This is a genomic window from Ruegeria sp. P8 (genome assembly GCF_056534665.1).
Genome location: NZ_JBQERC010000001.1, coordinates 1 through 12133, shown reverse-complemented (window position 1 = coordinate 12133; position 12133 = coordinate 1). Strand labels below are relative to the sequence as shown.

Here is a 12133-nt window from a genome sequence, read left to right as displayed (position 1 = left end):
TTTATGCCTTTTCGGTGCAGTCGGGGCAGAGACCTTCAGCCTCTACAACCGTTCGCTCGATCTCGAAACCCGCCGCGCGCGCGGCAGCGCCAAGAACACCTTTGGACGGGGCAGACTGCGCCTCGGCTACGGCGTCGCATTTTCGGCAGATCATGAAAGCAGGTGAATGCGCCGCGCCGGGATGAGAGCAGGCGACAAACGCGTTCAGCCGCTCGATCTTGTGGACAAAGCCGTTTTGTACAAGAAACTCCAGCGCCCGATAAGCGACCGGAGGCTGGGACCCGAACCCTTCGTCGCGCAACCGGTCAAGGATTGCATAGGCACCAAGGGCGCGATGTTCTTGCAATAACATCTCAAGAACCTTGCGGCGAACCGGCGTCAGACGCAGCCCTTCCTCTTTGCACCGGGCTTCGGCAGATGCCAGGGCCGTTGCGACACAGCTCTGGTGGTCATGTTCCTGAAACCCGACCGGGGCGGTGTCTTTGCCAGGTACTGGGTGCACATCACTTGTCATGTTATTTCATATCATGTATTGCCACTTGAAATGTTATAAAATCACACAGAGAGCTCTATGTCCAGAACGCTTCTTCTTCCATTGTCGATCACAGTTGCATTGCTGGGTGGACCGGCCCGCGCAGATGCGCCAAACGTTGCCGCGGACATTGCCCCGGTTCATTCGCTGGTGGCCCGTGTAATGGAGGGTGTGGGAACACCTGCCCTGATCGTCGCACCGGGTGCCTCACCGCATGAATACAATCTGCGCCCGTCCGAGGCGGCCGCGTTGCAAAACGCCGATCTGGTGTTCTGGGTAGGAGAAGACCTGACGCCATGGCTGGACAGCGCGATAGAAACTCTTGCCCAAGGCGCGACCGCCACTGCCCTATTGGACGCAAAGGGTACGGCGCTTCTTGAGTTCCGGGAAGACGCATTGTTTGAGGCGCATGATCACGCGGACGATGCGGGTCACGAAGACCATGACGATCACGAAGGTCATGACGATCATGACGATCATGACGATCATGACTCACATGCCTGGCTGTCGCCAACGAATGCCAAAGCCTGGCTGACCCTGATCGCGGATCAACTGTCGTCAGCGGATCCCGACAACGCCGCTGCGTATTTGGCAAATGCCAAAGCGGCGCGCGAAGAAATGACCGCGCTTTCCGCAGAAGTGGCAGAGTTGCTTGAACCGGTTCGCGGCGGCAGCTTCGTCGTGTTTCACGATGCCTACCAGTATTTCGAGGTCGCGTTCGATTTCCCCGCATCGGGCGCGATTTCCCTGAGCGACGCGTCCGACCCAAGCCCCGCGCGTATTGCCGCTATCCAAGGTCGCATTCACGCCGAAGGCATCAACTGCGTATTGTCTGAACCACAGTTCAATCCGGGCATCGTCGAAACCGTGTTGGATGGAACATCGGCGCAATCCGGTGTGATCGATCCACTGGGCTCGGCACTGGAACCCGGGCCGTCTCTGTACCCGCAAGTCATTCGTAACATGGCGCAAACCCTGTCGGAGTGTTTGAAAACCCGTTGAACCGGGTCTGGGATCGGGACGCGGGAACCTGCCGGGGTGCACCCAAAAGGACCAAGTCCCGATCTAAGCATCAGGTTTGGAACATTTGAAAAGCGCATCAGACCATGGTCTGTAGCGCGTCAAGCAATTGTCGTTCATAGTCAATTGCGAAATGAGACCCAAAATTACTGACCTGACAATTGGCAACTGGTCTTTGTCGCGCGTTTTTCTCGCGGCGAGTGTTGCGGTCATGGGGACTGCAACGGTGTTTGTAGGTCACTGGGTATCGAACCGGATCGAAAACGCGGTTGTACAAAATTCCGCCAACTCTGCGGCATTGTACATGGAAAGCATTTTGTCCCCACTCAGCCAGGAGCTGGCGCATGGAGATCGACTGTCCGAACAGGCCAGCCGGGCGCTGGACGAGATCTTCATGACCCAGCCGATGCGCGAACGCATTGCCTCGTACAAGTTCTGGAAGCAGGAGGGCGAGATTGCCTACGCATCGGATCCCGCCATCATCGGTCGCCGGTTCGAGCCGACAGATGACCTGAAACGTGCGTGGGACGGAGAAATCTCGGGCTCATTTGAAGAGTTGGACGACGAAGAAAGCGCGGCAGAGGCTGCGCTTGGCATTCCATTGCTGGAAGTCTACAGCCCCATTCGCGAAATCTGGTCGGGGAAAATCATCGCCGTCGCCGAGTTTTATGAAAAGGCAGATCAGCTGGAACTGGACATGGCCAGAGCCCGAAGAACAAGCTGGTTGATCGTTGGCTCGGCCTTTGCGGCAAGCACGGTTGTTCTGTTTTCCATTGTCGCAATCGGCGACAACACTATTCGACGGCAAGGACGCCTTCTGAACGATCGTCTTGCCGAAAGTGAAAAGATGGCCGCGCAAAATGCCATGCTGCGGTCGCGTGTCATTGATGCATCGGAAAGATACGCCGCGCAAACCGACAGGTTCCTCAGGAAACTCGGCGCGGAGCTGCACGACGGCCCCGCCCAATACCTGTCGCTCGCCGCCCTTCGACTGGAGGCCGCATTCGGCGACAGGCCGGAGATGCCCACCGAGGCCGAAGAAATTCAACAGTCGTTGCAGAAGTCTTTGGCAGAAATTCGCGCTCTTTCTCGGGGATTGTTCGCGCCGGACATCGAAAACCTGGCGCTCGTTGATGTCGTGAAAAGAGCTGTCGAGGACCATTCCGAGCACAGCCCTTTTCGCCCCGGTATTTCCTTTCAGGGCAATCCGTCGCCTGATTTGTCAATCTCGGGCAAGTTGTGCGTTTTCCGGTTCCTGCAGGAAACGCTTTCCAATGCCGCAAGATATGCACCCGCGTCCCAGTGCACTGTCACCTGCGACGTACAAGATGATCGCATTACCGTTCAGGTCAGCGACGACGGCCCCGGGTTCGCCCCCTCCGGCGAGACGGTTCTGCGTGAGGACGGGGGCCAGGGCCTTGTCGGCTTGCGTGACCGGGTCGAAAGCATTGGCGGTCGGTTCGAAGTGACGTCAACCCCAGGCAAGGGCACCACTGTTGCTATGACGTTGCTTCCCAGAAAGATGAGTGCATCATGACAACTTCAGTCGTTATCGCAGATGATCACCCGATTTTCAGGGACGGTTTACACCGCACATTGGAGGAGGCCGACGGCTTCAAGGTTCTTGCCGCCGGATCAAACGCGGATGAGGCCGTTTCCCTTGTCCGAACCCATCAACCTGACATCGCCATCCTCGACCTGTCGATGCCCGGTGGCGGCATAAGCGCGACCCGTCGAATTGCTGAAATGGCGAACCCGCCTTTCATCGCGATATTGACGGTCTCTGAAAACAGCAGTGACGTCGCAGACGCTTTGGAGGCTGGTGCCATTGGCTATATCGTCAAAGGTGTGACCGCGCGCGAACTGACAGCTTCGCTGCGCAGTATCGCCTCGGGCGAAGGGTTCGTCTCGCCGGGTCTTGCTTCGCGTATGCTGCTTCAGATCAATCGCAGAAACGGGTCGCAGCAAGAAGCTGACGCCATAGATGATCTTACCCATCGCGAAGAGGAGATTCTTCGGCGCGTCGCCAAAGGGCTGAGCAATCGGGAAATAGCCGATGAGTTGGGAATACAGGAGAAAACCGTCAAGCATTACATGACGGCGATCCTGTCCAAGCTCCATGCGCGAAACCGGGTGGAGGCCGCTCTTATCGCGCATGAGGCCTGGAACAAGAACGACTAAGGGTCAGGCGCTCAATGACCGGGGCGGTCTCTCAAGAAAAGAAACCGCCCCGCACATTCGTCAAAGTTCGTTGCTCAGTTGGCGACCGACTGAAGCCTTTGGCGGTCCGCTGCAGTTGCGTTTCTTTCAACAACGGTCCGGTTGAACGGGTCTTTCAACTCGTATCGTCCGCCCTCGATCTCTTCCTTCCAGCCGTTCGTGTAGCTGACTTCGATATTGTTGCCCTGAATCTCGATTTTTGCAGGACGACTTCCGGCGCCACCGCTCTGCCCTTGCGAACGCACGCTATCGATTGAGATGCCGTTTGCCATCGACCGAAGGCGCGAAACGTCGGCACCGGTTGCAGGTCGTTCTTCGACGGTTCGGTTCTGCGCATTCTTTCTTTCGTATCGACCGTTTTCGATCTCTTCCTTGGTACCGTCGGCATAGCGTACTTCAATGCCGCTCGCGCTTGTTTCGACCTTTGTTATTCCAGCCGACCCCGATGACTGCCCCCCAGACTGGGACCGGTCCTTCTTATCGCCCCGGCCCGAGCGTGACGAACCATCGGCATCATCATCATCGTCGTCGTCATCATCATCGTGACCACCTTTACCCGATCCGGAATTGTCGTCACGATCACCGCCGCTGCCCGACCCGGAATTGCTGTCATGGTCATCATCCCCGCCGTTGCCGTCACTCCCTTTCCCGCTCTTTGCAAACGCGTAAGCAGGTTCCAACCGCAGATGACCGTCTGCGTCAAAAGCCGGCACATAGGGTGTCATCACAATCAGCGACGCCAGCGCTACCGTGCTGAGAAGCTGACCAGTTCTTTTCCGGTTATTCATTCTCGTCTCCAATCCTGTTCGAGGCGTTATCCTGTATTGGAGGCAGAATATCCCGGGCCCGGCTTCGCTACATCGGGCTTAGGTCTGATGATTTTCCGGCCGATTGTCCGGGTCCGAGGAATGAGGGTTTCAAATATCCATCACTCAAATGGACCTGGTAATCTAATTTTGGCCTTGGGCAATAAGGTGTTGCCGCGTTGCTTTCCATGTTTTGCGGAACTCGGCTTCAGCGGTTGGCGGTCTTGATTTGACAGCTGTCGTTTTCTTCCTGCTTAGCGCCATTGGCGAACCGAATAGTAATATTCGATTTTAGAAGGAACCTGACGATCGCAATTGACCGCGACAGTTACCACAATGCGAACAAACAGGCGGATTCATCTTGTTCGCCCCACCGTCCGATACCTAGGTGTTTAGTCCGATGGTCTACTTAAAACTTTAGCTGCCCCGACGCCATGGCTCGTGCTGCCATCGGCTTCATCATTTGTAGAAGAAACCAGGCTAAGTCGAAAATACAAACCCTGTGCCTGTCAAACAAAAGAAGCACCGCTCAACCCGAGATCTAATGTGCGGTTGTTTTCTGGAATGATTGTTTCCATGAAAAAGAGTGCTTCATCACGCAAAGTGTACTGGAAGATTTCATACAGTATTGCAGTGCTGCCCGCAGAACGTTCGAGTTTTTCTGCGATATCCAAACTCAGCCTTGTAAACGAGATATTCCGCTCAAAACCATGAGGCGGTGTTCCAAAACGGTCTCTGAACATGATGCGGAACGTTATGTCTTTCAGTTCGGAAATTTCCATGCTCAAGAGAGAACCGAACTTTGGATTTGAAAGGTAGAAGCGGCTGAAGATACGAAACTCACCACCAACATCGATTAAGCGTTCTACGCAAACGTATTTGCTGGAGAAGCCGAGGAATTCACTCCACCGCCCTTGCTCGCGGCTATCGAAAATCCGTAATTCAACGTCGTTCACCGACAACAAACCATCGTCGCCCAAGAATTTGTAGTAGGTGAGTTCTCTTCCTGCCGCAGCGGGTTCAGTTACAAAGCTGCCGGCTTTGCGCCGCCTTTCCAGCAATCCCGCCTGAACCAAGCGACCGAGTGCAGTTTGCACAGTCGCCAATCCGACAGGTAGTATCCTCACCAGTTCCTTCTCCGAAGGAATTTGATCACCAGGCGTCCAATAGCCAGCCTCAATCATCTTGAGAAATGCTTCATATGTCTTAACAGCTTTGGGTTTTTTCTCCGGCAGCCTTGAATAGTACTCGAGGAGAACAGACCGTCTGAGGTTTTCTGCCCCAAATCTGCCCGTAGAAATGACCATATCGTCGTCCTTTGCCATCAGTGCGTGATCTACTGCGGGGTGCCTGCCAGTCAAGAATAACTATGATATCAAATTCTAATTTTCAAATTTTCTGCCAGATACGCCAAAGGCAGTCTATAATATACTGTTTTGTCAGCATTTTTAAACTTCTGTATTTGGCAATGATTTTTTTAACTACGTAGTTATTGTGAATCACACTGAGAAAACTCGGGATGCGCACATCTCTCCCGGATCAGAGGAGGAACATAATATGAACCCATACAAAACTATCGGTCGCCGCTCGGTGCTTGGCATGATTGCCACAGCGGCTGGGCTAGCAAGTGTGTCATTGCCAGCTGTTGCTGCCGATTATCCATCCAAAGCCGTTACGATGATCATCCCTTACGGCGCAGGCGGAAGTACTGACACGATGGGCCGTGTGTTTGCTAATGCTTTGGGCAATGAACTCGGCCAACCCGTCGTTGTTGTAAACCGCAAAGGCGGCGGCGGCTCTGTTGGCGCAAGCTTTCTGAAAAACTCCGCACCAGATGGTTACACCATTCTGTTGGGCGGCGTGGATGAGATCGCGGCATGGAATCCCATTGCAAGCGAAGTAGACTTTGAGGCCTCGGATTTTCGCTTCATTGGAGCTCTAGCCAACTATCAGAACGCATTTGTTGCACCAACTGATCAGCCGTTTGCAAGTTTCAACGAGTTTGTTGAACACGCCAAGGCCAATCCTGGACTGCCAGTCGTTTCACAAGGTGGAATGAGTGCAACATTCCTTGATATCGTTGCCGAAAAAGAGGGGCTGGACCTGCGCATTGTGAATGCGAACAGCGGGGCGGAAGCCATGCAGCTTTTGATCGCGGGAAATGCCGTCATGTCCTATAGCGGTGGTGTTCACGCGAATTTCGATGGCCAGGTCAAAGTGCTGGCGTCCTTGAATGACACACGCCTGTCCGGTGCGCCCGATGCGCCGACCTACAAGGAAAGCGGTTATGGTTTGGCAATGCCCAGCCTGGTTGGTGTGATGGCCCCGGCGGGGGTTCCGGATGATGTCGCTCAAGCCCTTGAGAATGCGCTGCAAGCCGCCGCGAACGACGCCGACTTCCTCACTATCGTCGAAGAGCGCCTGAAATCGAAAGTCGAGGTCGTATCCGGTGCGGATGTCACTGCGACAATCGGTGAACTGGCCGAGAAATACCAGGATATCGCTTCCAAGTAAGACAGCAAACCAGCGTCGCAGCCTCATGAGAAGCTGCGACAAACGGGGGGATATCATGGCAACTGATACAGTAACAAAATCGACCCTGGCGTCAGGTGTCGTCTTGGCACTTTTGGGGCTTGTGGCGGTTTTCTGGCTCATTCCTGAATTTGTCGTTGGTGCAAACAGCAGCAATGGCGGCATAACGCCTGGCTTCATGCCAAGGGTGGCAGCCTGGAGCATGGTCGCCCTGGGCACAATTGTAGCCCTGAATGCCTTTCGGGTGATGTTGGGTCAGGTTCCGGCGGTCGCAGAAGACAGCGAAGAAAACGAAACACTGGCCTTTGGTCGCAACGAGGTAGTGGATTCGCTTGTCGTTGTCGTGCTGTCAGCGATCTATGTTTTCGGCCTGGTGACGCTCGGTTTCCTGGTTCCGTCTGTGATACTCCTTGCCGTGATCATGTATTGCACAGGATACCGCAAGATCATTCCACTTCTTGTGACCGCTTTGGCGTTCCCGGCATTGCTCGAGTTCCTGCTTTGGCAGGTTCTGAAAGTGCCCCTGCCGCAGTTTCCCCTGATCAACTTCTAAGGCAGCCGCGGGAGAGTTTCATGATTGAGCAACTGATCGAAGGTTTCATCGCGGCCTTCACCTTGTGGAACCTGCTTTTCATCTTTCTGGGCGTCGCCATCGGGATTCTGTTTGGTGTGATGCCCGGTGTCGGCGGGATCACGGCCCTCACGCTCCTGATTCCGGTTACCTTCTACATGGAGCCGATGACAGCAATCGCCTTCCTGATCGGGATCATGAAAGGAAGCACGTCCGGCGGCGCAATTCCGGCGATCCTGCTGAATGCGCCAGGCAGCTCTGAAAACGTTGCGACCGCTCGTGACGGATACCCGATGGCGCAGCAGGGAAAGCCCGAAAAGGCGATGCGGATGGCGCTATATTCCTCCGTGACCGGTGATTTCGCGTCAGATGTGGTTCTGATCCTGTTGGCCGCGCCTTTTGCGGCAATCGCCCTTAGATTTGGCCCGGCAGAGATCACGGCCGTTGGGTTCCTCGCCTTCACGCTGATTGCGGGCCTGTCATCCGATACACTTGCAAAAGGCCTGCTTGCCGCCGCTTTGGGCGTGTTTCTGTCCACAGTCGGCCTGGACCGTGCCGAGGGGACACCGCGCCTGACCTTTGGCATCATCGACCTCTATGATGGCATTTCCCTGAACGCTCTGGCCATCGGCCTGTTGGCGCTCAGCTCTGTTCTCAGCCAGTTATTTGACAGCCGGCGCACGCCCGCGGATCAATTAATAAAACCGAAACCCTACAACCGTGCTGACCAAAACCTGACCTGGGCTGAATACAAGGCCTGCATTCCGACGCTCTTCCGGTCCGCCTATATCGGGACCTTCGTGGGCATGTTGCCGGGACTTGGTGTCACATTGGCGGCATTCCTTGGGTACGGCGCCGCAAAACGCGCCTCCAAAAACCCGGAAGAATTTGGCAAGGGCAAACTCGAAGGCATTGCCGCGACCGAGGCTGCAAACAGTGCTGTGTCGGGTGCAAACCTGATCCCTACAATTGCATTGGGCATTCCCGGCAACATTGCAGCGGCATTGCTCATGGGGGCTTTTCTGATCCATGGCGCAACGCCTGGGCCGTTCATGATGCAACAGCATGGTGCATTGATCTACGGTATCTTTGCTTCAATGCTGATGGCCAATGCCGTTCACCTTGTTGTTGGCCGCGCTGGCATCCCTATCTGGGTTCTGTCGCTGCGAGTTCCCAAGCCAATCATTCTGTCCTGTGTGGTCGTGCTTTGCGTGATCGGTGTCTATGTGCCTTCATCCTCGTTTTTCAAAGTTGGCCTGATGTTTGCCTTCGCATTGCTCGGCTTCTTCATGAGAAAGACAGGATACTCGCTGGTCTGTCTGTTCATAGGCTTCCTTCTTGGTCCGCTGCTGGAGCATTCGTTGCGTCAGACGATCATCCTCTACGACAGCATCTGCGTCCTCTTCACGCGGCCCTTCGCGCTGCCCTTCACGCTGCTCACCCTGTTCTTTGTCTGGCGCTTTGGCATCTACTACCCCGCCAAGCGCAGAAAAGAACGCGCAGAAGACGTAGACCAAACAAGCTGAAAAAGATGAAACATAAGATGATCCAAAATCAACATGTCATACCTGATCGCGTAATGGGGGACGTATGGCCCAATGCGCATCCGGGGCAAGACCACTCCGACTATGGCTCCGTGCGGCTGGAAGGCAATGACGCTGTTCGTATCCGAAGCTTTCAGACCTTTCGCCTGATCTATACTGTCGGCAAATTCGGACTGGATGACACCGGTGGCCTGAAAGTTGTCCAGCGCTTTACCAATGATGGTGGACGGCTGCAGACAAATGATCCGACGGCGATGAACTATGTCACGGCACAGGCGTCGAATGGCACGGCCCTTGACCTTGATGTCGAACGGCTTGGGCACCAACGCCCCTGGGACCGATCACTGTGTATTACCCTTGTCAAAGGTCACATGAGCGAGGGAGAGACGATAACAATCACCTTCGGAGATACCTCCGGGGGCGGGCCCGGCCTCAGGATGCAGACCTTCTGCGAAAGTGCGCATGAATTCCGCGTTCTTGTGGATGCCTGCGCCACACGCCACTATGCACCGCTGCCAGAGCGCCCCGCCGTCATGGTGTTGCCTGAAGCGCCGCATACGTGGCGTGCAATCCTGCCCAGCTTGCGGGCACCGGGAACAGAGTTTTCATTGCTGCTGCGCGCAGATGATATTTGGGGCAACCCGTCTGACCTGGTGGAAGGCACATATCGGCTGACTGCAGAAGGACCTGTTGACGGCCTTCCTTCGGCCGTCAAGTTCACTCACGGGCAACGCGCCAGAAAAGTAGCAGGTTTGACTGCCACAGGTCCGGGCATCATCAACATCTCCCTCAGTGATGAAGACGGCAATGCTCTGGTGCGGTCCAATCCACTGGTCGTGCGCAACAGCGTGTTGCAGGCATACTGGGGTGATCTGCACGGGCAAAGCGGCGAAACTGTCGGCATCAACCCGATCCGAGAATATTTCGAGTTTGGCAGGGATCTGGCCGCGCTGGACGTGATGTCACATCAAGCGAATGACTTTCAGATCAAAAATGCGTTCTGGGACGAAATCAACCAGGTTACAGCCGATTTTGATCAGCCCGGCAGTTTCGTTGCCTTCCCCGGATACGAATGGTCCGGGAATTCGCCCACCGGCGGGGATCACAACGTGTTTTTCCGCCACGAGGGGCGCAGAATGATCCGATCCTCCCACGCGTTGCTGATTGACCGCGAGGATATAGACCAGGACGCAACGACGACCAAAGCGCTGTTTGAAGCCTTAAAGGACGAGGATTGCGTTCTCTATGCCCATATCGGCGGGCGGCCCGCGAATATCGCTCAGGCCGATGGCGGATGGTTGCGCACGTCGCTAGAGGCACATTCCGACTGGGGCACATTTGAATGGGTGATGAAGGACAGCTTTGAGCTGGGCTACCGTCATGGCCTTGTATGCAATTCCGACGGCCACAAGGGTCGCCCCGGCGCCAGCCATCCCGGTGCTTCCAGTTTCGGGGCCCTGGGTGGTTTGACGTGCTTCCTGGCGCCGGAACTGACCCGCGATGGTATCTTTGATGCGATGCGTCGCCGCCACCACTATGGAACCACCGGAGGCCGCCTGCATCTGGATGTCGCGGCAGAACTTGACAATCCAGCCCGTGTTTTTGAGCGTGACCCCAGAGTTGGGGGGGCTGAATTTACCCGGTCAAACACTCTCATGATGGGTGATATTGCTGCAGTGCAGGATGATCAGGCTCAGGTTTCAGTACAGGTTCAAACCCAATCGCCCATACTGTCCGTCGACATCTTACGCGGGACTGAAACTCTTGAACGCTGTTTGCCATATGGCCTAAGTGATCTTGGACGGCGCTACCGTATCTGTTTCCATGGCGCAGAATATCGAGGCCGTGGACGTCAAACGACTTGGACTGGTCAGGTTGAGGTAACAGGCGCCAACATCAATCAGTTCAAGACAATAAACGCATGGAACCATGACAGGAAACTGGAATGGTCCGGCAAAGGCTTGGTAGAGTTTGATTTACTGACAACCGGGAACTTTGTTGGTTTTGACATATGGTTGGATGATGACGCTGAAAGTCTGAATATCGTGACCTCTCTGATTTCTGGAAAAGTCGGTCTGAACGAACTTGAAACGGATTCAGTGATCCTGGATGCCGGAGGTCTGGATCGCAAAGTTTCCGTGACACGGTTGCCCGAGCATTTGACTGATTTCGGCATGTCAATCGAACGCGCGGTCACCCTGAATTCAGAGGGAGATACCCCCATCTGGGTTCGGGTTACAACTGAAGATGGACATCTGGCCTGGTCCAGCCCGATGTATCTTTTCAAGCAGACTGGTTCTTTTGATACCTCAGGGGATGGTTGAATTTGGACTCAGACCATCCTCAACTTGGGCATTATCTGCCGTTGCTCTGCCCCCTGAAAACTGGATCGTTCGGAGCTGGAGTTTTCCGCTAAATTTCCCTGGCTGGGAGAGGAGCGGAATCGCATGAAAGCATCGAAGTTCACAGAGGCACAGAAGGCCTTCATCCTGAAGCAGGGCGAGCAAGGAACGCCGGTCGCGGAGATCTGCCGCAAGGCCGGGATCAGCCAGGCGACATACTTCAACTGGAAGAAAAAATACGGGGGCCTTCTGCCGGACGAGATGCGCCGGCTGAAAGGGCTTGAGGACGAGAACATCCGGCTGAAGAAGATTGTGGCGGACCTGACGCTGGACCGGGAGATGCTTCAGGATGTCATTCGGCGAAAGCTCTGAAGCCTGGCCGTTTGCGCGAGATTGTCACCGGGATGTGCGTCGATTGGGGTGTATCGATCCGGAAGGCTTGTGGGGCCATCTGGACCTGTCACGTATTCGTGCCGCTCCAAGTGCTCGTTTAAGCCACTTTCCTTTCGAAAGCGACGGGGCTTTTCCAGCCTAAGGCCGAGTGTCTTCGGCGCGGATTGTAGAAG

The 12133-nt window shown here is 55.2% G+C and carries 10 protein-coding genes and 1 pseudogene; 8 read left to right on the top strand and 3 right to left on the bottom strand.

Annotation, left to right across the window (positions count from 1 at the left end):
• Position 1: 1 nt before the first annotated feature.
• Entirely contained in the window at positions 2-514 is a 513-nt protein-coding gene (locus ACR0BZ_RS00055) for a Fur family transcriptional regulator (protein WP_480475370.1), read from the bottom strand.
• A 57-nt stretch (positions 515-571) separates the two neighbouring features.
• Here ACR0BZ_RS00055 and ACR0BZ_RS00050 point away from each other — a divergent pair, with 57 nt between their 5' ends.
• The 3 genes from ACR0BZ_RS00050 to ACR0BZ_RS00040 all read left to right on the top strand — a co-directional run bounded on the left by ACR0BZ_RS00050 (position 572) and on the right by ACR0BZ_RS00040 (position 3733).
• Entirely contained in the window at positions 572-1534 is a 963-nt protein-coding gene (locus ACR0BZ_RS00050; RefSeq protein WP_480919125.1) for a zinc ABC transporter substrate-binding protein, read from the top strand.
• A 229-nt stretch (positions 1535-1763) separates the two neighbouring features.
• Positions 1764-3089 carry a sensor histidine kinase gene (locus ACR0BZ_RS00045; RefSeq protein WP_480919124.1) on the top strand — a complete coding sequence of 442 codons (1326 nt, stop codon included), beginning with the start codon at positions 1764-1766 and terminating at the stop codon, positions 3087-3089.
• Positions 3086-3733 carry a response regulator gene (locus ACR0BZ_RS00040; RefSeq protein WP_480505849.1) on the top strand — a complete coding sequence of 216 codons (648 nt, stop codon included), beginning with the start codon at positions 3086-3088 and terminating at the stop codon, positions 3731-3733. The genes ACR0BZ_RS00045 and ACR0BZ_RS00040 overlap by 4 nt, the downstream gene beginning before the upstream one ends.
• Positions 3734-3807: 74 nt before the next feature.
• Here the strand turns inward: ACR0BZ_RS00040 and ACR0BZ_RS00035 are convergent, their stop codons facing one another.
• Together ACR0BZ_RS00035 and ACR0BZ_RS00030 are read right to left on the bottom strand one after the other, a co-directional pair.
• Positions 3808-4560 carry a hypothetical protein gene (locus ACR0BZ_RS00035; protein WP_480919123.1) on the bottom strand — a complete coding sequence of 251 codons (753 nt, stop codon included), beginning with the start codon at positions 4558-4560 and terminating at the stop codon, positions 3808-3810.
• A gap of 527 nt (positions 4561-5087) precedes the next feature.
• Positions 5088-5903: a GntR family transcriptional regulator gene (locus tag ACR0BZ_RS00030; protein WP_480919122.1), complete on the bottom strand. Its 816-nt coding sequence runs from the start codon at positions 5901-5903 to the stop codon at positions 5088-5090.
• 232 nt (positions 5904-6135) lie between these two features.
• On the opposite strand from ACR0BZ_RS00030, the gene ACR0BZ_RS00025 reads away from it, so the two are divergent.
• From ACR0BZ_RS00025 to ACR0BZ_RS00005, 5 genes and pseudogenes are all read left to right on the top strand, one after another.
• The gene (locus ACR0BZ_RS00025; protein WP_480919121.1) at positions 6136-7092 is read left to right on the top strand and encodes a Bug family tripartite tricarboxylate transporter substrate binding protein; all 957 of its coding nucleotides are present in this window, start codon (positions 6136-6138) and stop codon (positions 7090-7092) included.
• 55 nt (positions 7093-7147) lie between these two features.
• Positions 7148-7663: a tripartite tricarboxylate transporter TctB family protein gene (locus tag ACR0BZ_RS00020; protein ID WP_480919120.1), complete on the top strand. Its 516-nt coding sequence runs from the start codon at positions 7148-7150 to the stop codon at positions 7661-7663.
• Between the two features lie 20 nt (positions 7664-7683).
• Complete coding sequence (locus tag ACR0BZ_RS00015; protein ID WP_480919119.1) at positions 7684-9207, top strand: tripartite tricarboxylate transporter permease; 1524 nt, start codon at positions 7684-7686, stop codon at positions 9205-9207.
• A 17-nt stretch (positions 9208-9224) separates the two neighbouring features.
• A complete protein-coding gene (locus ACR0BZ_RS00010; protein ID WP_480919118.1) occupies positions 9225-11549 on the top strand; it encodes a DUF3604 domain-containing protein in 2325 nt (774 codons plus the stop codon).
• A 123-nt stretch (positions 11550-11672) separates the two neighbouring features.
• A pseudogene (locus tag ACR0BZ_RS00005) lies at positions 11673-12019 on the top strand (transposase); the annotation flags it as partial.
• Positions 12020-12133 lie beyond the last annotated feature (114 nt).